Source organism: Bacillus inaquosorum KCTC 13429, assembly GCF_000332645.1.
In the GTDB taxonomy this organism is placed as follows: Bacteria; Bacillota; Bacilli; order Bacillales; family Bacillaceae; genus Bacillus; species Bacillus inaquosorum.
In genome coordinates this window covers 138054-163308 of record NZ_AMXN01000003.1, presented here as the reverse complement: position 1 = coordinate 163308, position 25255 = coordinate 138054, and the positions used below count along the sequence as shown (strand labels likewise).

The window sequence follows — 25255 nt, the reverse complement described above, 5'->3', positions numbered from 1 at the left end:
TTTATAAAAGAGAGTGATACATATTGAATAATACGAAGCAGCCCGTTGTCATTTTAGTCGGACCGACGGCAGTGGGGAAAACAAATTTAAGTATTCAGCTAGCTAAATCCTTGAACGCGGAAATTATCAGCGGAGATTCGATGCAGGTTTATAAAGGGATGGATATTGGAACAGCTAAAATCACCGAACAGGAGATGGAGGGAGTGCCCCATCATCTGATTGACATTTTAGATCCCCAAGATTCCTTCTCCACCGCCGATTATCAAGGCTTAGTGAGAAACAAAATCAGCGAGATTGCCAAAAGAGGAAAGCTTCCGATGATTGTCGGCGGTACAGGGCTTTATATACAATCTGTGCTGTACGATTATACATTTACGGAAGAGGCAAACGATCCTGCGTTTCGACAGAGCATGCAAATAGCTGCGGAGCGGGAAGGCGCTGACTTTCTTCATGCCAAACTTGCTGCGGCAGATCCTGAGGCAGCAGCTGTGATTCATCCGAATAATACAAGAAGAGTCATTCGTGCGCTGGAAATTTTACACACGTCTGGAAAAACGATGTCTCAGCATTTGAAGGAGCAAAAACGAGAACTCTTGTACAATGCAGTGTTAATCGGACTGACAATGGACAGAGACACGCTTTACGCTAGAATTAATCAGCGGGTCGATATGATGATGGAGGCAGGTCTTCTTCCGGAAGTGAAACGCCTCTACGACCGGAATGTGAGAGACTGTCAGTCGATACAGGCGATAGGCTATAAGGAGCTATATGCATATTTTGACGGTTTTGTGACACTTTCTGATGCTGTCGATCAGCTAAAGCAGAACTCAAGACGGTATGCGAAACGCCAGCTAACGTGGTTCCGCAACAAAATGCAGGTTACCTGGTTCGATATGACACCGCCCGTTGATATGGAGCTGAAAAAAAAGGAAATTTTCACACATATAGCAGGAAAACTCGAACTTTAATCGAAACTGTATGATATAGAGAATCAAGGAGGACGAAACATGAAACCGATTAATATTCAGGATCAGTTTTTGAATCAAATCCGGAAAGAAAATACGTATGTCACTGTTTTTTTGCTGAATGGCTTTCAGTTGCGTGGCCAAGTGAAAGGCTTTGATAACTTTACCGTATTGCTGGAATCGGAAGGGAAGCAGCAGCTTATATATAAACATGCGATCTCAACGTTTGCGCCGCAAAAAAACGTCCAGCTTGAACTCGAATAGATTACAAAAATACCATGTCAACGCATGGGGAGGCTGTCGGGGGAATCTCGGCAGCCATTTTTAAAATGAACCAAGTTGTTCTGTAAGCTGACCATGCCAAGGCACGGTCTTTTTTTATGAGATCAACATATGTAAGGCTATAACGAATATCATGTAAAAATCTGAATCTGGGAGTGACGCGATCTTGTTTGAAAGTGAAGCAGAACTGAGACGAATCAGGATTGTGCTTGTGTGGATAGCTGTATTTTTGCTGTTCGGGGCGTGCGGGAACCAAGAAACCATCATTAAAACAGACAGCGGCAATTCAGATGATGATACGCCTCAGCCAACCTCGTTCCCGCTTGAGCATAATCATTTTGGCGTTTTGGAGGACGGCTATATCAAAATTTATGAGTATAATGAGTCCCGCAATGAGGTAAAGCTGAAGAAAGAATACGCGGATGATGAGCTTGAATAAAATTCACAAGCATCCGATTTTACAAAGAGGATGCTACCCGCTAAACTAAATACAGACACAGATCAAACAGAGGGTGAAAAAATGAAGCATAAAGTGATCGTGAATCATTGGGAAGAAATTTGTGAAGATGATTCTTGCTATGAATACGGAACAAGCATCATTGTGAACGGAAAAGAATTAATCAGAGAAGCGTCAATCATCAGCGCTTTGAAGGCGGTTTTAGAAGAGATCGGTGCGGATGTTGAAATAGAAGAAACAGTAGAGAGCGAAAAATGCTGTGATAGCTTAAGAAAAAAAAATCTAGACTACTAAGCAGTTTTTTTTCATGTTATGATATACATCGGCTTAAAAACGACACCCCGAGTAGGACGAGAGATCACTCTCGTTCTGCTCTCTTTTTTGGGCCCTAATGAGTCTGCCCATTTGCCTGATTTGATCAAAATATGAATTTTTCATAAAAACAAATCTATATATTGTGTTTTTGCTAGAGGGTAGTATACTATATATAGTGTTAGTGATGAGAGATTCATATTTTTTGATAGGTCGTGATAAAACGTGGTACAAATCATATTTGATTCAAAAACAGGGAATGTTCAGCGGTTTGTGAACAAAATAGGCTTTCAGCAGATACGCAAGGTGGACGAAATTGACCACCTGGACACTCCGTTTGTTTTGGTCACCTACACGACAAACTTCGGTCAGGTACCGGCATCAACACAATCATTTCTCGAAAAATACGCCCATCTGTTATTAGGAGTCGCTGCGAGCGGCAATAAAGTATGGGGCGATAACTTTGCAAAAAGCGCCGATACCATTTCAAGACAATATCAGGTGCCGATCTTGCACAAATTTGAACTCAGCGGCACATCTAAAGACGTTGAATTGTTTACTCAGGAGGTAGAAAGAGTTGTCACAAAATCAAGTGCCAAAATGGATCCAGTTAAATAACGAAATTATGATCCAAAAAGATGGAAAATTCCAGTTTGATAAGGATAAAGAGGCTGTACATAGCTATTTTGTAGATTATATCAATCAAAACACAGTTTTCTTTCACGATTTAAAAGAGAAGCTGGATTATTTGATTGAAAACCAATACTACGAAGAGGAATTCTTAAGCCTTTATTCTTTTGAAGACATTAAAGCAGTGTTTAAGACAGCTTACGCTAAGAAGTTTCGTTTTCCTTCCTTCATGAGTGCGTTTAAATTCTATAATGACTATGCTTTGAAAACGAATGACAAGAAAAAAATCCTCGAGCGTTATGAGGACCGGATCTCAATTGTCGCGCTGTTCTTCGCAAACGGCGACACTGAGAAAGCAAAAGAATATGTGCGCCTGATGATCAATCAGGAATACCAGCCGAGCACACCGACATTTTTGAACGCCGGCAGAAAACGCCGCGGTGAACTGGTGAGCTGCTTCTTGCTCGAAGTCAATGATTCATTAAACGATATTTCAAGAGCGATCGATATTTCCATGCAGCTTTCTAAACTGGGCGGCGGGGTTTCTCTTAACCTGTCCAAGCTTCGCGCGAAAGGTGAAGCCATTAAAGATGTTGAAAATGCCACAAAAGGCGTTGTAGGCGTCATGAAGCTTCTTGATAACGCGTTCCGTTACGCTGACCAAATGGGACAAAGACAGGGATCTGGCGCGGCGTACTTAAACATTTTCCACCGCGATATCAATGATTTTCTCGATACGAAAAAGATTTCTGCCGATGAAGATGTGCGCGTCAAAACGCTTTCTATCGGTGTTGTCATTCCGGATAAGTTCGTTGAGCTTGCGCGTGAGGACAAAGCGGCTTACGTATTTTATCCGCACACGATTTATAAAGAGTACGGCCAGCACATGGATGAGATGGACATGAACGAAATGTACGACAAATTTGTCGACAACCCTCGGGTGAAAAAGGAAAAAATCAACCCGCGGAAATTGCTTGAAAAACTGGCGATGCTTCGTTCTGAATCAGGCTATCCATACATCATGTTCCAAGATAACGTGAATAAAGTGCATGCGAATAACCATATTTCCAAGGTGAAATTTTCTAACCTTTGCTCTGAAGTGCTGCAGGCATCTCAGGTTTCTTCATACACAGACTATGATGAAGAAGATGAAATCGGTTTGGATATTTCCTGCAACCTGGGTTCGCTTAACATTCTCAACGTCATGGAGCACAAATCAATCGAAAAGACAGTTAAGCTTGCAACAGACTCTTTAACACACGTGTCTGAAACGACTGATATCCGCAATGCGCCTGCTGTAAGACGGGCAAACAAAGCGATGAAATCAATCGGTCTCGGCGCTATGAACCTTCACGGCTACCTTGCGCAAAACGGCATTGCGTATGAAAGTCCGGAAGCGCGGGACTTTGCAAACACGTTCTTTATGATGGTGAACTTCTACTCCATCCAGCGTTCTGCGGAAATCGCAAAAGAGAAGGGTGAAACCTTTGATCAATATGAAGGATCAACCTATGCGACAGGTGAATACTTCGACAAATACGTTTCAACTGATTTCTCACCGAAATACGAAAAAATCGCCAACCTGTTTGAAGGCATGCATATCCCAACGAAAGAGGACTGGGAAAAGCTAAAAGCATTTGTGGCTGAACACGGCATGTATCACAGCTATAGATTATGCATTGCGCCGACAGGCTCTATCTCATACGTTCAATCAAGCACGGCGTCTGTTATGCCAATTATGGAACGAATTGAAGAAAGAACATACGGCAACTCAAAAACGTACTACCCAATGCCTGGGCTTGCATCTAATAACTGGTTCTTCTATAAAGAAGCCTACGATATGGACATGTTCAAGGTTGTAGATATGATCGCGACTATCCAGCAGCACATTGATCAGGGAATCAGCTTCACATTGTTCTTAAAAGACACAATGACGACTCGTGATTTAAACCGAATCGATCTGTATGCACATCACAGAGGAATTAAAACCATTTACTATGCAAGAACGAAAGATACTGGGCAAGACAGCTGCCTTTCTTGTGTTGTTTGATTAAAGGAGAGTTTATAGTGACGAAAATTTATGACGCAGCAAACTGGTCAAAGCATGAAGACGATTTTACCCAAATGTTCTATAACCAAAACGTGAAACAGTTCTGGCTTCCGGAAGAGATTGCTTTAAACGGCGATCTCCTCACTTGGAAGTACCTCGGAAAAAACGAGCAGGACACTTATATGAAGGTACTGGCCGGACTTACTCTTCTTGATACAGAGCAGGGGAATACGGGAATGCCAATCGTGGCTGAACACGTAGACGGTCATCAGCGGAAAGCGGTGCTGAACTTTATGGCAATGATGGAGAACGCTGTCCATGCGAAGTCGTACTCTAATATTTTCATGACCCTGGCACCGACTGAAACGATTAATGAAGTATTCGAATGGGTTAAACAAAATAAATATTTGCAGAAAAAAGCGCAAATCATCGTCGGACTTTACAAAGCCATTCAAAAAGATGATGAGATTTCACTGTTCAAAGCGATGGTTGCTTCCGTTTATCTGGAAAGCTTCCTCTTTTACAGCGGTTTCTATTATCCGTTATATTTCTACGGACAAGGAAAACTGATGCAAAGCGGTGAAATCATCAACCTGATCCTTCGTGATGAAGCGATTCACGGCGTCTATGTGGGTCTCCTTGCTCAGGAAATCTATAATAAGCAGACAGAAGAGAAAAAAGCAGAGCTTCGCGACTTTGCGATCGACCTTCTGAATGAGTTATATGAAAATGAGCTTGAGTATACAGAAGACTTGTACGATCAAGTCGGACTCTCACACGATGTAAAGAAATTCATCCGCTATAATGCCAATAAAGCGCTGATGAACCTTGGATTTGATCCATACTTTGAAGAGGAAGATATTAATCCGATCGTTTTAAACGGATTAAATACAAAAACAAAATCACATGACTTCTTCTCTATGAAGGGGAACGGTTATAAAAAAGCGACAGTTGAGCCGCTCAAAGACGATGACTTTTATTTTGGAGATGAAAAAGAGCAGATATAATATCTGCTCTTTTCGCTTGAAGGTTAAATAAGGAGGACGCAGTAACCATGGGAAAGATGGACGAAATGATTTTGGTCGCCCCGCGCGATGACGTGTTTAAGAAAGAGAGCTTAACCTTTCAGGGCGTGAACAGTGAAGATAGCAGAGTAGCAGAAATCATGGCTCAGATCGAAGCAGCCTATCGTGAAATGAGAAGGGGAGACGCAGAAGAAGATCCTCATTACAAGCAGCCGATTCCCTATGTCGTCATTAAGCGCGAAGATGAAGTTTTCCTTTACGAGCGGCTGGCTGGCGGAGGAGAATCACGTCTGCACAATAAGCTTTCTCTCGGCTTTGGAGGCCATATGAACGCCATCGAAGGAGCAGCCTCATTTGCTGAAGTCTTAAAGCTGAACACAGACCGTGAGCTTGACGAAGAACTGCAAATACATGAAGAGGATAAACAGGCGATTGTTACATTGGGACTCATCAATGATGATGAAAACAGTGTCGGCAAAGTGCATATCGGTATTCTTTCTGCGCTTCAGTTGAAGCCTGGCTCAAAAGTGGAAGTAAAGGAGAAAGAACAAATTGCGGGTAAATGGATGAAAGTCTCAGAATTAAGACAGGACGACATCTATAACCGTCTGGAAACATGGTCACAATTTGTTGTTGATATTCTTGAATAAAAAAACCCGGTTTCTCGTGATGAGGAGCCGGGTTTTTTATGAAACGCTCGTCCGCGTCTAGACTATGATTCTAGAATGACAATTGCGTCAAAGCCGGCATTCTCCGCTCTGGCAGCAAGAGCGTCTGCATTGTCTTTGGATGAAAATGCGCCAATCTGCACTTTGTATAATCCGTCCTTTAAAACGACAATCGCGTCAAAGCCTTTAGCTTCGGCACTGCTTGCGAGTGAGTCCGCATTCGCTTTTACTTTAAATGCGCCGATTTGAACCTTATATAACCCTGAGCTGGATGTTTTTTTTAGGTTAAAGGCTTGCTCCAGCCCGTTTGCATGGCCTCTCGCTAAGCTTTGAATAAAGCTGCTTGTTTTAAGCTTATTTGCATCAGCAACGGTATCAATGAATCCGTTCTCGGTCAATAGGGCAGGCATTGCCGACTCCCTTAGGACGTGGAAGTTTGCTGTTTTTTTGCCGCGGTCGGCAAAGTCGACAGCTTGTATCACTGCAGAGTGAACTGCAGATTGGTAAGTTGTTGTCGGAGCTCCTACACCCGGGTATATATAGCTTTCAAAACCTGTGCCGCCCCCGGAATTAATGTGAATGGACAAAAAGAAATCTGCTCCCCAGTTATTTGCGGCATTTGTCCGGTCACTTAAGCTGACATATTGGTCGCTTGTCCGGCTCAGCAGCAAAGAAACTCCTTCATACTCATTTGTCAATATCGTACGTAAAGCTAAAGCGATTTGCAGGGTTAACGTTTTTTCTTGAAGGCCATTTCCTGTTGCACCTGGATCAGACCCACCATGGCCAGGATCAATAAAAATCTTAACCATTCTTCATCACCTCATTACAGGATATGAAAAAACACGGCTTCTGCTTGTACGAGTATCATCTGTCTGAAAAATGAGGAAATAACCCTTACGCATGCGGAAATTATTTCTCGGGAAAGCGCACAATTCAACATGAAGCGACAGCAGATTCCATTCGAATAAAAAATATAGACATGTTATTTGTTTACGGGTATTATGGGTTCTGCTTTATTTTACACTGTTTCCGTCTCGTTTTAGTCTCTGCGTTCTAATTTTGGAGCAGGCATTTGGAACGTAAATTTACAAGTGGGGCACTTTCATATGCTGAGAAAGGGACGAGTCGTTAAAGCATCTCTTTATAAATAGAAGAAAGAGAATGTGTCAGTATCTTATGTGAATGAGGCCGGCAAATTAACTACGAATCATATGCTGACGTGTGAGTGCCTCGTATTCTTGGATTGGATCTGTTCAAAACCGAAAGCCGCACGCCAAACCGGGGTACGTTATGAAAAAAGAACACGGTATCGTCGGAGCTTCCGCTCGGGCTTCGTTAAGTGAAGTGTCGTAACAAGGTTATAGAAAGAATAAGGGATTTCATATCGATGCTTCCGGCTGATACTTGGGAAAATAATGATAAAGAGGTTGATACATCCAAAGGAATATCACCATATTCATAGAGCAGTGTTCTGACAAAATGATTAAAAACAAAATCTCTTGGTTTGTCCACCCCATGTCCGTGAATACAATAAGAAATAAAGTATTTCTCGGGAAAGCGCAAGATTCCTTATCGTTCCCGAAAAAAGCAATTGTTTCGACACATGATAGGCGTTTGTCACAAACGGCATCCGCTTGAATATCATATAGAGAGAACAGAGAGGTGAAAATGTTGGAGCGCGCTGTGACTTATAAAAACAACGGACAGATCAACATTATTCTGAACGGGCAAAAACAAGTGCTGACAAATGCTGAGGCTGAGGCGGAATATCAAGCCGCTTTGCAAAAAAACGAAGCGAAGCACGGCATTTTGAAGGAAATAGAAAAAGAGATGAGTGCACTGGTTGGGATGGAGGAAATGAAACGCAACATCAAGGAAATATACGCTTGGATTTTTGTGAACCAAAAACGTGCGGAGCAAGGCTTGAAGGTGGGGAAGCAAGCGCTGCATATGATGTTTAAAGGAAACCCGGGAACAGGAAAAACAACTGTTGCACGGCTGATCGGCAGGCTGTTCTTTGAAATGAATGTGCTGTCAAAAGGCCATCTGATAGAAGCAGAGCGGGCTGATCTGGTCGGGGAATATATCGGCCACACCGCCCAAAAGACGAGAGATTTAATCAAAAAGTCATTAGGCGGCATTTTGTTTATAGACGAAGCCTATTCGCTGGCAAGAGGCGGCGAAAAGGACTTTGGGAAAGAAGCGATCGACACACTCGTAAAGCATATGGAAGACAAACAGCATGAGTTTATTTTGATACTCGCCGGATATTCTCGGGAAATGGATCATTTTCTCTCATTAAATCCAGGTCTCCAATCAAGATTTCCCATCTCCATTGATTTTCCTGATTATTCTGTGACCCAGCTCATGGAGATTGCAAAACGCATGATCGCTGACAGGGAATACCAGCTCAGTCAAGAAGCGGAATGGAAATTAAAAGATTACTTAATGACAGTCAAAAGCACGACAAGTCCCATTAAATTTAGCAATGGCCGTTTTGTCAGAAATGTGATCGAAAAATCGATCAGAGCGCAAGCCATGAGGCTTTTAATGGGCGATCAATACTTAAAAAGCGACTTGATGACCATTAAAAGCCAAGATCTTTCCATTAAAGAAGAAGCGTCTGGCTCTGTATAGACCTCTCAGTTTTCGAGAGGTCTGTTTTTTGCTGTATATCTTGCTTTTCAAAGCAATCGATTTGTGGTATACACATGCAGGGTTTGGTATGATAATACTACTGCCCAATATGCAAAAGAAAGGAACATCCATTTGAACGAACAGGAAACAAGACAGGAAAAAGCTATTTTAGTCGGATGTCAGCTGCCGCATATCACGGATGAGCATTTTGAAAATTCTATGGAAGAGCTTGCATCTCTGACAAAAACAGCAGACGGAAAAGTATTGACCAGCGTCACACAAAAACGGAACAGGGCTGACGCCGCTACATATATAGGAAAAGGGAAGGTAGAAGAGCTGAAGGCACTGGTGGAAGAGCTTGAGGCTGATCTCCTTATCTTTAATGATGAGCTGTCTCCAAGTCAGCTGAAGTCGTTGGCAACAGCGATTGAAGTGAAGATGATTGACCGTACGCAATTGATATTAGATATTTTTGCAAAGCGGGCAAGAACGCGAGAAGGCAAACTTCAGATTGAACTGGCTCAGCTGCAATATGCACTTCCGCGTCTGACGGGGCAAGGGATCAATCTCTCCCGGCAAGGCGGAGGAATTGGGGCGAGAGGTCCCGGGGAAACGAAACTGGAAACCGACCGCCGCCATATCAGAAATCGCATTCATGAAATCAACACACAGCTTTCAACTGTCATTCGCCATAGAAGCCGATACCGTGAAAGAAGAAAGAAAAACGGTGTGCTTCAAATTGCGCTTGTCGGATATACAAACGCGGGCAAATCAACATGGTTCAACCGCCTGACAAGTGCTGAAAGCTATGAAGAAGACCTTCTGTTTGCCACACTGGACCCGATGACCAGAAAAATGGTCCTGCCAAGCGGCTACAGCGTGCTTCTGTCAGATACAGTAGGATTTATTCAGGATCTTCCGACGACACTGATTGCTGCATTTCGGTCAACGCTTGAGGAAGTAAAGGAAGCGGATTTGATCCTTCATTTGATTGATTCTTCAAATGAGGATTACGTGGGACACGAAAAAACGGTGCTTCGTTTGCTTGAAGAGCTTGAAGCAGATGACATCCCGATGCTGACAGCTTACAATAAACGTGATCAAAAGCTGCCTGATTTTATACCGTCCGCCGGAAGGGATCACATTATGGTCAGTGCGAAATTTGAGGAAGACGCTGAAACGTTTAAAGAAGCGATTCAGCGCTATTTGCGCCAAGAGCTGTTAACATCTTTTGAAGCGCATGTGCCGGCAAGTGAAGGTAAGCTCCTTTCGAGAATCAAATCGGAAACAATGGTTGACCGCTTCTATTTTAATGAAGAAAATGAACGGTACGACATATCAGGCTATGTGCAAGAAGAGCAAAGTATCATCGGTGAATTAAAGAAGTATATGTAGGAAGGAAATTCAAAGACATGTTTGACACATTAACACACGGAGAATTATTGAAAAAAACGGCAATGGAAGTGGAATCAGACATTGCCGGCGTTCATAAACAAATAGAAGAAATCAGCGAGCGCAATGAATGGAGGGTGCTTCAAAGCTATAGAAAACACAAAGTAAGCGACACTCATTTCACACCGTCTACAGGATACGGCTATGATGATATCGGAAGAGACACGCTTGAGAGCATTTATGCGGATGTGTTTGGCGGAGAAGCGGGGCTTGTAAGGCCGCAAATTATCTCAGGCACCCATGCCATCTCGATTGCTTTGTTCGGTGTGCTCAGACCGGGGGACGAGCTCCTTTATATAACGGGCAAGCCATATGATACGCTAGAAGAAATTGTGGGCGTCAGAGGCGGAGAAAACGCTGGATCATTAAAGGATTTTCAAATCGGCTACAATGCGGTTGATCTGACAGAAGACGGAAAAATAGACTATGATGCAGTCGCCGCAGCGATCAATCCGAAGACGAAAGTAATCGGCATTCAGCGCTCAAAAGGATATGCAAATCGTCCTTCTTTCTTAATTAGTGAAATAAAAGAAATGATCCGTTTTGTAAAAGAAATCAATGAAAACCTGATCGTCTTTGTGGACAACTGTTACGGAGAATTTGTGGAAGAGCTTGAGCCTTGCCATGTCGGAGCCGATCTGATGGCGGGATCTCTCATTAAAAATCCCGGCGGCGGTCTTGCGAAAACAGGAGGCTATCTCGTCGGAAAAGCGAAATGGATTGAAGCTTGCTCATACCGTATGACGTCACCTGGCATCGGCAGAGAAGCAGGAGCATCTCTTTACTCGCTCCAAGAAATGTATCAAGGCTTCTTTTTGGCGCCTCACGTTGTGTCTCAGAGTTTAAAAGGAGCGGTGTTTACAGCGAGATTCCTTGAAAAACTGGGCTTCACTTCAAACCCGAAATGGGATGCGAAAAGAACAGATTTGATACAATCCGTTGAGTTTTCTGACAGAGAAAAGATGATTGCCTTTTGCCAGGCGATTCAATTTGCATCGCCGATCAATGCCCACGTGACGCCTTATCCGGCCTACATGCCGGGATATGAAGATGATGTCATTATGGCAGCAGGCACATTTATTCAGGGAGCAAGCATCGAATTATCAGCAGATGGCCCTATCCGCCCGCCGTATGTAGCGTATGTTCAGGGAGGATTAACCTATTCGCATGTGAAGAATGCCATATGCAGTGCAGTGGATTCACTCATGGAAAAACAATTAATTTAAATTTTTTAAAAATTTCACTGAATTTCATGTTAAGAATCCTTACATCGTATTGACACAAAATATAACATCACCTATAATGAAACTAAGTTAAGAAAAGGAGGAAATTGAGATGAGTGATAATATTCGCCGCTCAATGCCTTTATTTCCAATAGGAATTGTCATGCAGTTAACTGAATTATCAGCAAGACAAATTCGATATTATGAGGAAAATGGACTAATATTTCCAGCTAGAAGCGAAGGAAATAGACGATTATTTTCATTTCATGATGTAGATAAACTGTTAGAAATCAAGCACCTGATAGAACAAGGTGTAAACATGGCAGGAATCAAACAGATTCTGGCGAAAGCAGAAGCCGAGCCGGAGCAAAAACAAAACGAGAAGACGAAAAAACCAATGAAACATGATCTGTCCGATGACGAGTTGAGACAACTCCTGAAAAACGAGCTCATGCAAGCTGGCCGTTTTCAAAGAGGGAATACATTCCGTCAAGGCGACATGTCCCGCTTCTTTCATTAATCTGTTAGCAACTGTTTTGCTATATACATTTACCTTTTAGAGGAGGAGTTTTACGAAATGGCAAAGTACACTAGAGAAGATATCGTAAAATTAGTAAAAGAAGAAAACGTCAAGTATATCCGTCTTCAATTTACTGACATTCTTGGAACGATCAAGAATGTTGAAATTCCTGTAAGCCAGCTTGGAAAAGCGCTTGATAATAAAGTCATGTTTGACGGTTCTTCTATTGAAGGATTCGTTCGCATCGAAGAGTCAGACATGTACCTGTATCCAGATCTAAATACATTTGTTATCTTCCCATGGACAGCTGAAAAAGGTAAAGTAGCACGTTTCATCTGTGATATCTACAATCCGGATGGCACACCTTTCGAAGGTGACCCGCGAAACAACTTAAAACGGATTTTGAAAGAAATGGAAGACCTAGGCTTCAGTGATTTCAACCTCGGGCCTGAGCCTGAATTCTTCTTATTCAAATTAGACGAAAAAGGCGAGCCGACGCTTGAACTAAACGACAAAGGCGGATATTTCGACTTGGCTCCAACTGACTTGGGAGAAAACTGCCGCCGCGATATCGTACTTGAGCTTGAAGAGATGGGCTTTGAAATCGAAGCGTCTCACCACGAAGTAGCGCCTGGCCAGCATGAAATTGACTTTAAATATGCTGGTGCAGTCCGCTCTTGTGACGACATCCAAACGTTTAAACTGGTTGTCAAAACAATTGCCCGCAAACACGGCCTGCATGCAACATTTATGCCAAAACCGTTGTTCGGTGTGAACGGTTCCGGTATGCACTGTAATCTATCACTCTTCAAAGATGGCGTTAACTCATTCTATGACGAAAACGCAGATCTTCAGTTAAGTGAAACAGCGAAACACTTCATTGCAGGTATCGTGAAGCACGCAACAAGCTTTACAGCAGTAACAAACCCGACAGTAAACTCTTACAAACGTCTTGTTCCTGGCTATGAAGCACCTTGCTACGTAGCATGGAGCGCGCAAAACAGAAGCCCGCTTATCCGTATCCCGGCTTCCCGCGGCATCAGCACACGTGTTGAAGTACGCAGCGTAGATCCAGCTGCTAACCCGTACCTTGCACTAAGCGTATTGCTTGCTGCAGGCTTAGACGGAATCAAAAATAAATTGGAAGCGCCAGCTCCAATCGACCGCAACATCTATGTGATGAGCAAAGAAGAGCGCATGGAAAACGGAATCGTTGACCTTCCAGCAACACTTGCGGAAGCGCTAGAAGAGTTCAAATCAAACGAAGTCATGGTCAAAGCGCTAGGCGAGCACCTATTCGAACACTTCATCGAAGCAAAAGAAATCGAATGGGATATGTTCCGCACACAAGTTCACCCTTGGGAACGCGAACAGTATATGTCTCAGTATTAATCTCTCAATCCCTTGGCACTATTGGTGTCAGGGGATTTTTTTATCTGTTTTCTATTTTAATAAATTGGTATAATCTTGTATCACCCACAAAACACCAGAAGTTTCACCTCTGAAAAGGCATCATCACCAACGAATACAACTTTAGAAAGTAGGTGCGGACATGAGTTAATCAAGAAGATTGCTTCTACAATGGCAAAATGATACTGAAAAGGAGTGAGATTCATGGGAGGATTTTATTTCTTTGGTGGTTTGATTTTAGCACTTCTACTAGGTGTTTGTTTATTATCTTTTGGTGCTTATACTCTTTGGAAACTCATAAAGATGCGCTAGGTTTGATGGAAGCTCCCTTTTGAATTAAATAGCTGTTTGCTGGATCTCACTTTTTGTAAGTTGGAAATTCATATGACTGAGTATCTGTACTGTTGGCTTTAGCTGACGATAGGGATGCTGATACGACTAACACAATACCAAGGTTGTTGCTTGTTCGAACCTACATCCAAAATTCCCAATAAAATAATGGTTTTATCCATAAAACAAAAGTTTGTAAATTAGGGAAAGAACATGCTTAATGCAGGTTCTTTTTTATTCAATCATTAAAACATTCGAACAATTGTCGATATTTAACATGTGTAAAGATGGAAAGGGTGCTCTATGATTATAAAAAGCTCTGAAAGGATTGTAGTTATCGATGATGAATGTAAACTCAAGTAATCTTATTTATGATCCGAAAATCTTAGCATTTTGCAGCTTGGCTACAGAAGGGTATGGAGGGAATAATCCAACTCCTTCATCCATTGGCTTTAGTGAATTCTGTGAGAAACTTGAGAAAAATGAGGTAGTTGAATCCGAGAATAAAAAAAGCTCACTTGACCTAAATAAGTCTTTAGATTATTGGAATGGTGGAGGTAGTCTTTCTGCAATGGATTCGCAGGTATTAGATATTATTAAAAAAGCTTACAACTTAGGCATGGTTAACAAAGATAACATGTTACTACGTAACGAAGCAATTAGTGCTTACAAGAACTCAATTTGAATATGAAAATAGCGCCCAACTATTAAGTTGGGTGCTTTTACTTATTGAAAGTTATTTTCTTGTAAATGCTTCTCATGTTCTCTGAAATTGCTTTTTAAATAACAATTGCTATGACCGCAGGTGAGTTGGTGCATAAAGAGGAAGGGTTGAATCCTTTCCTTTTTATATTATTGATAATAGCTAAAACAGTTTTTATGCCCTGTATCGTTGCATGTTGCCAGCTTCCCAAAGTTTAATAAAATGATATTCCCGCTTAAACACACCTCATCAAACAGTTGTATTTGTATAAGGAACTTTCCAAATAATCTGTTGATGAGAGTGTTTTTCCTCTCCTTGAAAAATCCTTTTTTCTTTTCTGTTATTAATTTAATAATTACTATACTATTTTTCCGCTTGACTTTTTTACTGTAGCCTTTTAAAGTATGGAATGTTGCTTAGACTATGTTTAACAACTTTGATACTGAAAATTAGAGGTGGCTACTTAGATGAAACAAAATGGAAATCCTTGGGCGCTATTGCCGCTATTTTTATTTGTAGGCCTTTTTGTCGGCTCCGGTGTATTGACTGGAGATTTCTATAAATTGCCAATATTGATTGCGGCAATTATAGCATCGGCTTTCGCGCTTTCATTTAACCAGAAGCAATCGCTCAATCAGAAAATAGAATGGTTTGCTTCCGGTGCGGGTCATCCTGATATTATTATTATGGTTATCATTTTTATATTAGCAGGTGCTTTTGCTTCTGCAGCTGAGGCGATGGGAGCGGTACACTCAACCGTCAACCTTGCTTTGAGCATTATTCCGCAGCAGTTTATACTGCCAGGGCTTTTTATCATTGCTTGTTTTATTTCTGTTTCGATGGGAACATCAATGGGGACGATTGCGGCAGTTGCTCCAATTAGCGCCGGTTTGAGCGGAGAACTTGGCTTGTCCCCTGCAATCGCTATTGCAGCTGTTGTCGGCGGAGCTATGTTTGGAGATAATCTTTCTTTTATTTCGGACACCACCATCGCGGCAGTACGGTCACAAAAAACACAAATGATGGATAAATTTAAAACGAATTTTTTGATCGTTTTGCCTGCAGCTATCATAACTGTCATTTTATTATTTTTTATACCGACAGGACACGTAGGACATATCGGAGCTGAATCTTACAGCTGGTTTAAAGTGCTTCCTTATGTTGCCGTGTTAGTCTTTGCATTAATTGGTTTTAATGTGGTGGCTGTCATTTTTGGCGGATTGATCTTAACAGGAATTATAGGAGTTGCAAGCGGCAGCTTGACGTTTGAGTCTTATTTTAAAGCAATTACGGATGGAATTGCCGGAATGTCTGATCTTATCATCCTTTCAATGTTAATTGGCGGAATGGTCGGCGTAATGAAACAAAACGGAGGGATTGACTTTTTACTGGGATTCATTTCTAAAAGAATCCATTCGAAGAAAGGTGCTGAAGCCGGTATTGCCGGATTGGTCAGCGTTACTAACCTAGCTACTGCCAATAATACGATTGCTATTATTGCAGCCGGGCCGATTGCCAAAAATATCTCTGATGAATTTAAAATTGACAATAGAAAGTCGGCAAGTATCTTAGATATCTTTTCCTGCGTGATACAAGGCTTAATTCCTTATGGCGCGCAGATGTTATCGGCCGGGAAGTTTGGAAATATTTCACCTGTCAGCATCTTGCATTACTCTTTCTATCCTGTTTTAATCGGGATCTGCGGCATCATAGCAATTGTATTCGGACTACCAAAATTCACAAGAAATACGAAATAAAGATAAAAAAGGTACCAAACGGTACCTTTTTCTTTTTTAAACCATAATTCGTAAAAACATATAGAAATGATGAAAAAGGAAGATAGAGAGTGTATGAAAACAAGCTTTCATAATTTATTATGTTGAGGGCCTAGTGGGTGCGACCGTATGAAAAACAACAAGGGTTTTGATACCCTTGTTGTTTTTTGTGTCTTCGAATTTTTAGAGGTTTCTTTATTTGGAGACATGTAGATTGTTTTAAGTAAGGATCACTCGAGATATGGAATAGCATTACCAATATTGCATCGAACAATCGTTTTGATTTGAATTGAATAAAGGAGTAAGCCAAATTGCTTAGAGATCAAGGGACAATCAAATGGACATTAATGATGCTCCCAGAACACTTAACACAGCTTAAACAAGACTTACTTGATGTATCAAAAATTGAAAAGCTATCCCTAGACGCTCAACAAATTGAAGAGATGGATATTCTTGTTTCTGAAGCACTTGAATTTAATAAAGATCTGGTATTTAACAACGGGTTCGTTGAAAATGTCGCCGACAGAGTACATTACATTAACTTTGAGCAACAAATGTTTCAGTTAAAGATCAGAACGACAATACAGTCTATATCAACATGAATGACATCATAGGAGTTAAATACAATGATTGATTACTCACAATTTCCACATAAGAATATCCTTTGTGCCGGTATGAAATCCTTTTATGCTTCTGTTTCGGCTGTATTGGGTCTTAACCCTTTGACATGTTATCTTGCCGTTGTAGGGAATACGGAGAGACAGGGAAGTGTAGTATTAGCTGCATCTCCTGCACTTAAAAAAGATTTTGGAATTAAAGCAGGCAAAAGTCTATTTGAGATACGTCGTAAATATCCAAATAAAAAAGCTTTTCATCAGTTCCGACTGATTACAAAAAGCTGTTTTATAGATTTGTTCCTGAGAAATGCATTAATTTTTAAAATGTTTAATGTATTTACGAGAATCATTTAAGTCTCTTATAAGCCGGTAAGGTTTACTGATAGCTCGAGCGGGAAGTCTTAATAGAAATTTATTCAAATCTTGTTTATACTCATGTGTCATTCTTGCTGGTTTTGTTGAGATTCTCTCGTAAACCTCTTTGTAAAATTCTTTCACGATATCTATCTTAATTCTGTGTATACGATGACATTCTTCGCATTCAACGCTTTTAATTTTATTATTGATATAAGAAATAACGTGGAGAGTCTCATCACGACACTGAATGCAAAATAAGTTAGCATCCATTTTAGATTCTTTCAAAAGTTATCATCTCCTTCTTAACTATCAACAAGATTTTATCATTTTTGGCCTAAGTTACCGTATAAATGCTTTGCTGTTTCCACTGAGAGCATCCTTAATTCTTATTTTCTGAGTAATATGAATATCTAAAGTATCTAACTCACTTATTGACACAAATTCTACTTTTTTTGATTCATTACTTGCTGCTACTATTCCACCTATCTTTTCACATAAAAAGCAAAGGGAGAACTGTTGGCGAACTTCTCCATCTTGGTAAGCTATAACATGATTGGGATCACTGTATACGCCAATTAGATGTTTTACTACTATATCTATACCAGTTTCCTCTTTAACCTCTCTTTTTATGGCATCTTCCACTGTTTCCCCCGGTTCCACATTGCCACCAGGTAAAGACCATTTTCCGTTATCAATACGTTCCTGAAGTAAGATTTCTTTTTCCTTATGAAGAACGACAGCTGAGACAGCAGGAACAATTTTTAGTGGTTTTGGAGCGTCATCATTGTAATAATAATCCATTCTATTCATTTTGTTACCTACAACCTTTCTTATTTTTCTTAATTTTTTATTGACAGCCCTTTCATGACATTCTACAATAAACCCATAACAATTAACAAATGTTATATGGTATAACAAATGTTACGAAAAAACCTCATTTGATATGATGTGTAACTAATGTTAGTTGTTGAATTAAGGTCTGCAGGCTGTTTAATTCCAAAATGAAAGCGTTTAATGATTTTAATTTTTTGAATTCCGACAAAGGGGATGTTTCATATGTCAATTTATCAACAACTTTTAGAAAGAGAACGTGCAAACGAACCGATTAAAGTAGGAGTCATCGGTGCTGGACAAATGGGATTTGGAATGATTGGTCAAATCTCTCATATTCCTGGTATGAGCGTAACTGGAATTAGTGATATAAATATTGAAGCAGCAGAAAGAGCTGCAAATTACTATAATTCACAGGCATCCAGAAAAGAATCCATTATGGTAACAAATGATTTTCGTGAAGTTATTCAATCTGCCAATATAGAAGTCATCGTTGATGCAACAGGAGTTCCAGAAGTAGGAGCCAACATTTCACTTGAAGCCTTAAGATCTAAAAAGCATCTTGTCTTATTGAATGTAGAAGTGGATATTACTATCGGTTCAGTGATGCATCAAATGTTTACTAATGCTGGCCTAGTTTACAGTGGTTCTGCAGGGGATGAGCCGGCAGCAACACTTGAATTATTTGAATTTGCCAAAATGATGGGAATGGAAGTTCTAGTCGCTGGCAAAGGGAAAAATAATAAATTAAATGTCACATCAAACCCTAGCACTGCACAAGAAGAAGCAAATAAGAAGAAAATGGCTTCTCATATGCTTGCTGCTTTCCAGGATGGTACTAAGACAATGGCTGAGATGAATTTATTGTCTAATGCTATCGGATTTGTACCGGATGTAGTTGGAATGCATGGAATTTCTGGAGATCTAGATTCAGTTATTAAAGATTTAGACCTTAAAGAAAATGGTGGGGTATTAAATCATTTTGGGGTAATTGATTATGTAGATGGGCTTGCACCTGGAGTATTTGTAATTGTAAAAGGGCAAAATGATGCTGTAGCGCATGAGCTGGATTACTTATTGAAAAAAGGTGAAAGAGACCATCACATTTTATATCGACCATATCATTTAGCTAGTTTAGAAACGCCTATTACTATTGCCAAAGCCGTTTTACAAAATGAAGGCTCTATTCAACCATTAGGGACTCCTATTTCTGATACGGTTACCGTTGCAAAACGTGATATTAAAGCCGGCGAGGCACTAGATGGAATTGGAGGTTACTCTGTACGAGGGGTTCTTGAAACCCATCAGGATATGAAACGAAATAATCATATTCCAATTGGTTTAATCAGTGGAAATGTTGTGGCGAAAAAAGATATTCGTCAAGGTCAATTCCTAACAACTGATGATGTAGAATTAGACCCTACAACAACAGTTTGGAAATTAAGATCGCTTCAAGATAGTTTATTCCCGACAGAGACGGCTGATAGTAAAATTGTAACTACTTTGTAAGTTCATAGGCGTGTAGCAAAACTCGTTTAAAGATAGAGTTTTGTCCGCGCCCTTTTTCTTCATCAAATAGAACTTAAAAAGGGGCATGACTTCCTATGAGATTTGTTTTAATTCTCTGCTTTTTGCTAGTAGTTCAATATGTATTTACCTTCATACAAGTTCGTTATTATAGAAAGAATATGAGTGAGATTGTAAGCACTTACAGAGAAAAGAAAGGGTATTATTTATTTTCTGGTACGGAAAGAAGAAAGTTTCGTCCTGGTGCCATTGCTATGATTGTCGTAGATAGTAACTATATCATTCAGGAATGTCATGTGGTCAATGGTTTTTCAGTCTTTTCTAAGTTTAAAGAAATAAATAAATATAAGGGACAACATATAGGAACTGTATTAGATGATTTACAAGAATGTAAAACAAATCAAAAAGGGAATTATAGACGATTACCAGCTATTAATACAGCCCTTTCAAAGGCTGCTGAAAATGCTTTATTGTCAATCTCTACAAAAAATATCTCTATATTTTAATGGAAAGGAGTGTTGATACCTATGGAATGGATTCAATGGTTCGGCGAACACTTTATAGGAATGTTTGATGCCGGTGGTAAACAGTTTATGGATTTAATGACTGGGATTGTACCTACTCTAGTTGTATTATTAACATTTACCTATGCAATGATTAAGTTCATAGGAGAGGAAAGAGTCAATAAGGTCATCCAGTTCGCAGCAAAGTATACATTATTAAGATATACATTAATGCCTATCCTATCAATCTTACTATTAACAAATCCAATGGCTTATACCTTTGGAAGGTTTTTACCAGAAAAACAAAAACCAGCGTTTTTCGATTCTCTAGTTACTTTCTTTCATCCTGTTACAGCTTTATTCCCTTACGCAAATGCAGGAGAGCTTTTCGTCTATTTAGGAATTGCCAATGGTATAAAAGAGGCTGGTTACCCGATGTCTGATCTTGCCGTTCGCTATTTTCTAATAGCAGTTGTCATCATGCTTTTACGCGGGGTTATTACTGAACTTATCACAAAATATCTAGCTAAAAGAATGGAAGCGAATTTTTAATTGGAGGAGAAATCGCCATGACTCGAGGGGGAACGATCATGAATAAGCAGCGTGCAATCTTTGTGGATAAAGGTTCTGGTGGTTGGGGAACAGGTCTAAGAATTGAACCCAAAGGAAAAAAGACGAAGGTTGTTTCTATTACAGGTGGAGGGATTCATCCAGTCGCAAGAAAGATAGCTCAGGTATCTGGAACAGAAGCTGTAGACGGCTTTAAAAATTCAGTTCCTGAAGATGAAATGATGTGTGTTGTTATTGATTGCGGAGGTACGGCAAGAATTGGACTTTACCCGATGAAACGTATTCCTACAGTTGATGTTCTTCCTTCTTCACCTTCAGGTCCATTGGCAAAATATATTAAAGAAGATATCTTTGTTTCTGGTGTTACAGAGAAAGAAATCGGGTTGGCTAACGAGCAACTAGAAATCCCATCAGAATCAGAAGAGACATCAAAAACTAGCAAACTTGATACAAGTGACAAGGAAAATTTGAATAAGAATGATGTAAAAATGAAAAAAGAAGAACGAGAAGATAGAGATAACTTCCTGATGAGATTTTCGAAAGGAATTGGAAAAGTAACAGGCACCTTTTATCAAGCTGGTCGAGATTCAATTGACATGCTTATAAAAAATATAATTCCATTTATGGCCTTTGTGAGCATGCTCATTGGGATTATTAACTACACAGGTATTGGCGATGCTATGGCTCACTTCTTGTCACCTCTGGCTGGTTCTTTGTGGGGATTAATCATTCTGGCATTTGTTTGTACCTTACCATTCCTATCGCCAGTGTTAGGGCCAGGTTCCGTTATAGCCCAAATTATAGGAGTCTTAATTGGAACCGAAATAGCTAAAGGAAACATTCCGCCTCAATTTGCCTTGCCGGCTTTATTTGCTATTAATGCCCAAGTGGGTGCTGACTTTATACCAGTTGGTTTATCACTTGGCGAGGCGAAAGCTGAAACAGTACAATATGGTGTACCAGCAGTTTTATATAGTCGTCTTATCACTGGGGTTCTTGCTGTTATAATTGCTTATGTCGCAAGCATTGGAATGTTTTAATAAATTTAAAATAATTATAAAATGGAGGTATGAGTATGTATAAGTCAATTGTAAAGGAAATTGGAGAATTAGCTTTATCATTTGAGGAAGAAAAAATAATGATTTTATTTGGGCCTCAAACACCAGAGGGGTTAAGAGACGTGGCTGTCATTCATGAGGTTAAAGAAGATCAATCAGAAAACCCAATTCAAGAAGGGCATACTCTAAAAGTTGATGATCAAGAATTTAGTATTACTGCTGTAGGATCCGCAGCCAACAACAATTTAAAGGAACTTGGTCATATTTCTATCTACTTCAACGAGCCTAACGGAGAAATTCTTCCTGGTGCTGTGTTTGCTAGCCCGTACGAGCTTCCGCGAGTTAAAAATGGCAGTGTCATTGAATTTAAATCATAGAAAGACCCCTGGAGATCAGATCACATATAAAGAAAAAAGGAGTTTCGAATTTGAACTTACCTGAAGATAATAGATTGTTTGTTAAAATAGCTCATATGTACTATGAGGAAGGACGTAACCAATCGCAGATTGCGGAAGAAATCGGTGTAAGCCGCTCTCTTATTTCTAAATATCTTTCAAAAGCAAGGGATTTGGGAATCGTTGAAATTATTATTCATGATGAAATGATTCATCCTTATAGAAAACTCGAAGGAAAAGTTGAACGTTTATACGGATTGCGTGAAGTCGTATGCATCCCCAATCTGGGAGGCGAATCCTCGAAAAGCAGATTGGGATCTGCAGCTTGTAAATATTTGTTGCGAGTAATGAGAGATGGGCAAACGATAGGGGTCTCCGCAGGAACCACGTTGTATGAAGTAGCGAAGGCTATGACCTCTAGCCAGCCCTATCCTTCTGCTACATTTGTTCCTCTAGTTGGAGGAATGGGAAACGAACGAGTAGATATACATGCTAATCATATTGTAGCTAAGCTCGCAGAGAGTCTACAATCTCAATACAAGCTTCTTCATGCTCCCGTAATGGTAGATTCTAAAGAAGCAAAAGAAATATTTATGAGGCAAACTTCTATACAAGACATTTTTAATCTATCTACCAAATCCCATATAGCGATTGTTGGAATCGGGGGAACTCCTGAACATTCAACTATGGTGAAGTCTTATCTAGGTCAGGAGCATCAGGAGTATTTTGATCATACGGATGTCGTCGGAGACATTTGTTATAATTTCATCGATGCAAATGGCCGATCATCTCTCAGTTCATGGAATGAAAGAGTGATTGCATTGGAATTAGATCAATTAAGGGAGATTCCACTTGTCATTGGAGTGGCTTGCGGATTAGAAAAGGTGAAGGCAATAAAAGCAGCATTGGAAGGTAAGTTAGTCCATGTATTAGTGACAGATGAACAAACAGCACAGGCTTTATTGGATTAATTAAAAATAAAGGGATGAGATATTTCATAAAATCATCCCTTTTCTTTTGAAATTTAGAAGAAGGAATTGAATTAATTATTATGCAATTATGGCCAAACAAAAGCTCGGGAATAGGTTACAGTAAAGATGAACTTGGTGGTGGATTTTATCGATCAAGAACATGATCTTCTCACAAATATCACAATGGACATTTATATCTACCTGATGCTCTTTAATAAGTTTTACTCCGGTAAGACTGTGCGAAGTATCTCAGTTACGTTATCAAATATTGAGGATGATGTTAATCAGCAGTTGAGTTTATTTGAAGTGGATAATGAGAAGAGAAGGAAACTCGGGTTTGTAATGGATGGAATTAGAAACAAATATGGCTCAAAAGCGATTCTTAGAGCATTTTCTTATACAACAGCTGGAACTGCGCTTCATAGAGCAGGGATAACTAGTGGGCATAAATCATAAAAATAACCCCCTTCAAAATTTGGAGGGGGAATAATACATATTAAGAAGTATGTCCTCTACTTGCAACTTCATACGAATGACCATCAGTAAAACCAATACTGGCTGTATGTCCTCTGCGTGCTTCTTGGACATCTTTTTGAGTGTTAGTTAAATAAATGCTTACAAATCCAATTAAAACAATGGCTAAAATAAAGACAGATGCATGCTTAAGTTTCATAAAGACAATCCCCTCTCTGAATTTGTTTACGGGCATAAAGCACTTTCTCATAATAAGCAACAGCCACTTTATGGTCTTCTTTTTCATTGTAATATTTCGCTGCATCTGATGCTAAATCCTCCACGTCTGAAAACATTGACTTTAATTCTAAATAATTTAGAATCGAATTTAATTTTCCTTTGTCGTTATCTACATATAGGGCATGAATGAATTCAAACATTTTGGCCATGATCTCATCGTTTAAATCTTCGGACAAAGACAGACCATGTGCACACCAAGAAATTCCCTCGGAATGATTTCTCATTTTAAATGTGGTTTTTGTCAACATAAGTAATATGTCTAATAAACGATTTGAGTGCTCATACCCATTATCCTGGTATACTCTAATACCCTCCTTAAAGTACTCAGCCGCCTTTTCATAAGCTTCCTCAGCAAATGAACATAAGCCAAGATTGTACAGAGATGATCCGATTAATCGTGACATATCGATTTTTCTTGCTTTATCTAGAGCATCTTTAAAATGAGGGATCGCTTTTTCAGGGAAGTCCATATCCAAATAGTTTAGACCGATGACAAATGAACATTGAATAACTCTTACAGTGTAGTTTTCATGTGCTTTATAACTATCGATTGCTTGAACAATGTGATGCATCGACATATGAGTTTGCTTCATATGATAATAAATTTCTGCAACTTTGTAGTGGAATTCTGCACGTTCAATCTCATCTGCGACAAGTGATAACTTTCTCTCGGCTTGCTTATAGAAGCTTATGGCATTAAGATATTCGTATTGTTCAAATTCATACATTCCCCGAAAAAAGTTAAAATAATATTCAAGAATTCCTTTTAAATCAGTTTGGCTACTTTCAATCTTTTCTAATAAGTCTGAAATTTTAGGGCGTTCTTCGTTCAATGTTTTTGGTTCAAGGTAATCCAGCATCAGCTGATGGCGAAAACACATGAGAGAATAGTACAGCAATAAATCTTGATCTTCTTTCATATGCCTAATTTCTTCCTCGACCTCAGCTTTCAATATTTCCGAATCTGGGACACTAAATAACCTTATGCATTTATATCACTCATTTATTTTCACTCCGACTTTAGAAGAAGAGATCATTTGCTCCAACACAAGCCCTCCTATATGAAATATCTAAATATGTAATATTTTATCATGTTTAAATGAATAAGGAAGATTGATGTTATCTTAAAAAACGAAAAAAATAGGGTGAAGAAAGACAGTAAACATAAGGGTTTTTGAAACTTTAATAAGTGAATAGGAGGTAAATGATCGTAAAACATAAGCGAGAGTAG

The 25255-nt window shown here is 39.8% G+C and carries 26 protein-coding genes and 3 pseudogenes; 24 read left to right on the top strand and 5 right to left on the bottom strand.

Features of this window, described 5'->3' with window-relative positions; all coding sequences use genetic code 11:
* The first annotated feature begins 23 nt into the window (after positions 1 to 23).
* The 8 genes from miaA (at position 24) to BSI_RS12180 (ending at position 6371) form a co-directional block, all read left to right on the top strand.
* Positions 24 to 968: a tRNA (adenosine(37)-N6)-dimethylallyltransferase MiaA gene (gene miaA / locus BSI_RS12145; protein ID WP_003238364.1), complete on the top strand. Its 945-nt coding sequence runs from the start codon at positions 24 to 26 to the stop codon at positions 966 to 968.
* Positions 969 to 1007: 39 nt separating this feature from the next.
* A complete protein-coding gene (hfq, locus tag BSI_RS12150) occupies positions 1008 to 1229 on the top strand; it encodes an RNA chaperone Hfq (protein ID WP_003221097.1) in 222 nt (73 codons plus the stop codon).
* A 184-nt stretch (positions 1230 to 1413) separates the two neighbouring features.
* The gene (locus tag BSI_RS12155; RefSeq protein ID WP_003238363.1) at positions 1414 to 1686 is read left to right on the top strand and encodes a YmzC family protein; all 273 of its coding nucleotides are present in this window, start codon (positions 1414 to 1416) and stop codon (positions 1684 to 1686) included.
* Between the two features lie 81 nt (positions 1687 to 1767).
* Positions 1768 to 1998, top strand: coding sequence for a hypothetical protein (locus BSI_RS12160; RefSeq protein ID WP_003238362.1), 231 nt, complete (start codon positions 1768 to 1770; stop codon positions 1996 to 1998).
* Between the two features lie 243 nt (positions 1999 to 2241).
* Positions 2242 to 2634: a class Ib ribonucleoside-diphosphate reductase assembly flavoprotein NrdI gene (gene nrdI, locus BSI_RS12165; RefSeq protein WP_003221104.1), complete on the top strand. Its 393-nt coding sequence runs from the start codon at positions 2242 to 2244 to the stop codon at positions 2632 to 2634.
* Entirely contained in the window at positions 2594 to 4696 is a 2103-nt protein-coding gene (nrdE, locus tag BSI_RS12170) for a class 1b ribonucleoside-diphosphate reductase subunit alpha (RefSeq protein ID WP_003238357.1), read from the top strand. Before nrdI ends, nrdE begins: the two co-directional genes overlap by 41 nt.
* Before the next feature lie 17 nt (positions 4697 to 4713).
* Positions 4714 to 5703 carry a class 1b ribonucleoside-diphosphate reductase subunit beta gene (gene nrdF, locus BSI_RS12175; RefSeq protein ID WP_003238355.1) on the top strand — a complete coding sequence of 330 codons (990 nt, stop codon included), beginning with the start codon at positions 4714 to 4716 and terminating at the stop codon, positions 5701 to 5703.
* Positions 5704 to 5750: 47 nt separating this feature from the next.
* Positions 5751 to 6371 (top strand): hypothetical protein, encoded by a 621-nt coding sequence (locus BSI_RS12180; protein WP_003238353.1) that lies wholly within the window; start codon positions 5751 to 5753, stop codon positions 6369 to 6371.
* A gap of 62 nt (positions 6372 to 6433) precedes the next feature.
* On the opposite strand, the gene cwlC is transcribed toward BSI_RS12180, so the two are convergent.
* Positions 6434 to 7201, bottom strand: coding sequence for a sporulation-specific N-acetylmuramoyl-L-alanine amidase (gene cwlC, locus BSI_RS12185; protein WP_003238351.1), 768 nt, complete (start codon positions 7199 to 7201; stop codon positions 6434 to 6436).
* Between the two features lie 859 nt (positions 7202 to 8060).
* On the opposite strand from cwlC, the gene spoVK reads away from it, so the two are divergent.
* The 9 genes and pseudogenes from spoVK to BSI_RS0121085 form a co-directional block, all read left to right on the top strand.
* Positions 8061 to 9029, top strand: a complete 969-nt coding sequence (gene spoVK, locus BSI_RS12190; protein WP_019258474.1) for a stage V sporulation protein K — start codon at positions 8061 to 8063, stop codon at positions 9027 to 9029.
* 132 nt (positions 9030 to 9161) lie between these two features.
* A complete protein-coding gene (hflX, locus tag BSI_RS12195; RefSeq protein WP_003238345.1) occupies positions 9162 to 10424 on the top strand; it encodes a GTPase HflX in 1263 nt (420 codons plus the stop codon).
* A gap of 17 nt (positions 10425 to 10441) precedes the next feature.
* Entirely contained in the window at positions 10442 to 11707 is a 1266-nt protein-coding gene (locus BSI_RS12200; protein ID WP_003238343.1) for a methionine gamma-lyase family protein, read from the top strand.
* A gap of 109 nt (positions 11708 to 11816) precedes the next feature.
* Positions 11817 to 12224 carry a transcriptional repressor GlnR gene (gene glnR, locus BSI_RS12205; protein ID WP_003238341.1) on the top strand — a complete coding sequence of 136 codons (408 nt, stop codon included), beginning with the start codon at positions 11817 to 11819 and terminating at the stop codon, positions 12222 to 12224.
* Positions 12225 to 12281: 57 nt separating this feature from the next.
* Positions 12282 to 13616 (top strand): type I glutamate--ammonia ligase, encoded by a 1335-nt coding sequence (gene glnA / locus BSI_RS12210; RefSeq protein ID WP_003238339.1) that lies wholly within the window; start codon positions 12282 to 12284, stop codon positions 13614 to 13616.
* Between the two features lie 688 nt (positions 13617 to 14304).
* A complete protein-coding gene (locus BSI_RS0121090; RefSeq protein ID WP_032732035.1) occupies positions 14305 to 14649 on the top strand; it encodes a YolB family phage-derived protein in 345 nt (114 codons plus the stop codon).
* 485 nt (positions 14650 to 15134) lie between these two features.
* Entirely contained in the window at positions 15135 to 16424 is a 1290-nt protein-coding gene (locus BSI_RS12215; protein ID WP_003238338.1) for a Na+/H+ antiporter NhaC family protein, read from the top strand.
* 368 nt (positions 16425 to 16792) lie between these two features.
* Positions 16793 to 17076: pseudogene (locus BSI_RS12220) on the top strand (YolD-like family protein).
* A pseudogene (locus tag BSI_RS0121085) lies at positions 17069 to 17376 on the top strand (Y-family DNA polymerase); the annotation flags it as partial. The pseudogenes BSI_RS12220 and BSI_RS0121085, both read left to right, overlap by 8 nt.
* Here BSI_RS0121085 and BSI_RS0121080 read toward each other — a convergent pair.
* Entirely contained in the window at positions 17372 to 17701 is a 330-nt protein-coding gene (locus tag BSI_RS0121080) for a hypothetical protein (protein WP_032732031.1), read from the bottom strand. The pseudogene BSI_RS0121085 and the gene BSI_RS0121080 sit on opposite strands and share 5 nt — an antisense overlap.
* Before the next feature lie 54 nt (positions 17702 to 17755).
* Entirely contained in the window at positions 17756 to 18226 is a 471-nt protein-coding gene (locus tag BSI_RS12225; RefSeq protein WP_003238333.1) for an NUDIX domain-containing protein, read from the bottom strand.
* 246 nt (positions 18227 to 18472) lie between these two features.
* Between BSI_RS12225 and BSI_RS12230 the strand changes: the two genes are divergently transcribed.
* The 7 genes and pseudogenes from BSI_RS12230 to BSI_RS23060 form a co-directional block, all read left to right on the top strand.
* On the top strand, positions 18473 to 19756 hold the full coding sequence (locus BSI_RS12230; protein ID WP_003238331.1) for an NAD(P)H-dependent oxidoreductase: 1284 nt from the start codon (positions 18473 to 18475) through the stop codon (positions 19754 to 19756).
* A 95-nt stretch (positions 19757 to 19851) separates the two neighbouring features.
* Positions 19852 to 20280, top strand: a complete 429-nt coding sequence (locus tag BSI_RS12235) for a transcriptional regulator GutM (protein WP_032732028.1) — start codon at positions 19852 to 19854, stop codon at positions 20278 to 20280.
* Positions 20281 to 20301: 21 nt separating this feature from the next.
* Positions 20302 to 20829: a PTS glucitol/sorbitol transporter subunit IIC gene (srlA, locus tag BSI_RS12240; protein ID WP_003238325.1), complete on the top strand. Its 528-nt coding sequence runs from the start codon at positions 20302 to 20304 to the stop codon at positions 20827 to 20829.
* A 38-nt stretch (positions 20830 to 20867) separates the two neighbouring features.
* Positions 20868 to 21887: a PTS glucitol/sorbitol transporter subunit IIB gene (gene srlE / locus BSI_RS12245; protein ID WP_032732074.1), complete on the top strand. Its 1020-nt coding sequence runs from the start codon at positions 20868 to 20870 to the stop codon at positions 21885 to 21887.
* A gap of 35 nt (positions 21888 to 21922) precedes the next feature.
* Positions 21923 to 22282, top strand: a complete 360-nt coding sequence (locus tag BSI_RS12250) for a PTS glucitol/sorbitol transporter subunit IIA (RefSeq protein WP_003238322.1) — start codon at positions 21923 to 21925, stop codon at positions 22280 to 22282.
* A gap of 50 nt (positions 22283 to 22332) precedes the next feature.
* Entirely contained in the window at positions 22333 to 23271 is a 939-nt protein-coding gene (locus BSI_RS12255) for a sugar-binding transcriptional regulator (RefSeq protein ID WP_003238319.1), read from the top strand.
* Between the two features lie 101 nt (positions 23272 to 23372).
* A pseudogene (locus BSI_RS23060) lies at positions 23373 to 23727 on the top strand (DNA polymerase); the annotation flags it as partial.
* A 40-nt stretch (positions 23728 to 23767) separates the two neighbouring features.
* Here BSI_RS23060 and BSI_RS12260 read toward each other — a convergent pair.
* Positions 23768 to 23944 (bottom strand): hypothetical protein, encoded by a 177-nt coding sequence (locus BSI_RS12260; RefSeq protein ID WP_003238315.1) that lies wholly within the window; start codon positions 23942 to 23944, stop codon positions 23768 to 23770.
* Positions 23934 to 25010 carry a response regulator aspartate phosphatase gene (locus BSI_RS12265; protein WP_249033930.1) on the bottom strand — a complete coding sequence of 359 codons (1077 nt, stop codon included), beginning with the start codon at positions 25008 to 25010 and terminating at the stop codon, positions 23934 to 23936. The genes BSI_RS12260 and BSI_RS12265 overlap by 11 nt, the downstream gene beginning before the upstream one ends.
* Positions 25011 to 25255 lie beyond the last annotated feature (245 nt).

What these genes read in the sequence shown, in the direction of transcription:
- hfq (WP_003221097.1), top strand. Translation starts at nt 1,008, where the DNA reads ATGAAACCGATTAATATTCAGGATCAGTTTTTGAATCAAATCCGGAAA.
- BSI_RS12160 (WP_003238362.1), top strand. Translation starts at nt 1,768, where the DNA reads ATGAAGCATAAAGTGATCGTGAATCATTGGGAAGAAATTTGTGAAGAT.
- BSI_RS12180 (WP_003238353.1), top strand. Translation starts at nt 5,751, where the DNA reads ATGGGAAAGATGGACGAAATGATTTTGGTCGCCCCGCGCGATGACGTG.
- cwlC (WP_003238351.1), bottom strand. Translation starts at nt 7,201, where the DNA reads ATGGTTAAGATTTTTATTGATCCTGGCCATGGTGGGTCTGATCCAGGT.
- spoVK (WP_019258474.1), top strand. Translation starts at nt 8,061, where the DNA reads ATGTTGGAGCGCGCTGTGACTTATAAAAACAACGGACAGATCAACATT.
- BSI_RS12200 (WP_003238343.1), top strand. Translation starts at nt 10,442, where the DNA reads ATGTTTGACACATTAACACACGGAGAATTATTGAAAAAAACGGCAATG.
- glnR (WP_003238341.1), top strand. Translation starts at nt 11,817, where the DNA reads ATGAGTGATAATATTCGCCGCTCAATGCCTTTATTTCCAATAGGAATT.
- glnA (WP_003238339.1), top strand. Translation starts at nt 12,282, where the DNA reads ATGGCAAAGTACACTAGAGAAGATATCGTAAAATTAGTAAAAGAAGAA.
- BSI_RS0121090 (WP_032732035.1), top strand. Translation starts at nt 14,305, where the DNA reads ATGATGAATGTAAACTCAAGTAATCTTATTTATGATCCGAAAATCTTA.
- BSI_RS12215 (WP_003238338.1), top strand. Translation starts at nt 15,135, where the DNA reads ATGAAACAAAATGGAAATCCTTGGGCGCTATTGCCGCTATTTTTATTT.
- BSI_RS12225 (WP_003238333.1), bottom strand. Translation starts at nt 18,226, where the DNA reads ATGAATAGAATGGATTATTATTACAATGATGACGCTCCAAAACCACTA.
- BSI_RS12230 (WP_003238331.1), top strand. Translation starts at nt 18,473, where the DNA reads ATGTCAATTTATCAACAACTTTTAGAAAGAGAACGTGCAAACGAACCG.
- BSI_RS12235 (WP_032732028.1), top strand. Translation starts at nt 19,852, where the DNA reads ATGAGATTTGTTTTAATTCTCTGCTTTTTGCTAGTAGTTCAATATGTA.
- srlA (WP_003238325.1), top strand. Translation starts at nt 20,302, where the DNA reads ATGGAATGGATTCAATGGTTCGGCGAACACTTTATAGGAATGTTTGAT.
- srlE (WP_032732074.1), top strand. Translation starts at nt 20,868, where the DNA reads ATGAATAAGCAGCGTGCAATCTTTGTGGATAAAGGTTCTGGTGGTTGG.
- BSI_RS12250 (WP_003238322.1), top strand. Translation starts at nt 21,923, where the DNA reads ATGTATAAGTCAATTGTAAAGGAAATTGGAGAATTAGCTTTATCATTT.
- BSI_RS12260 (WP_003238315.1), bottom strand. Translation starts at nt 23,944, where the DNA reads ATGAAACTTAAGCATGCATCTGTCTTTATTTTAGCCATTGTTTTAATT.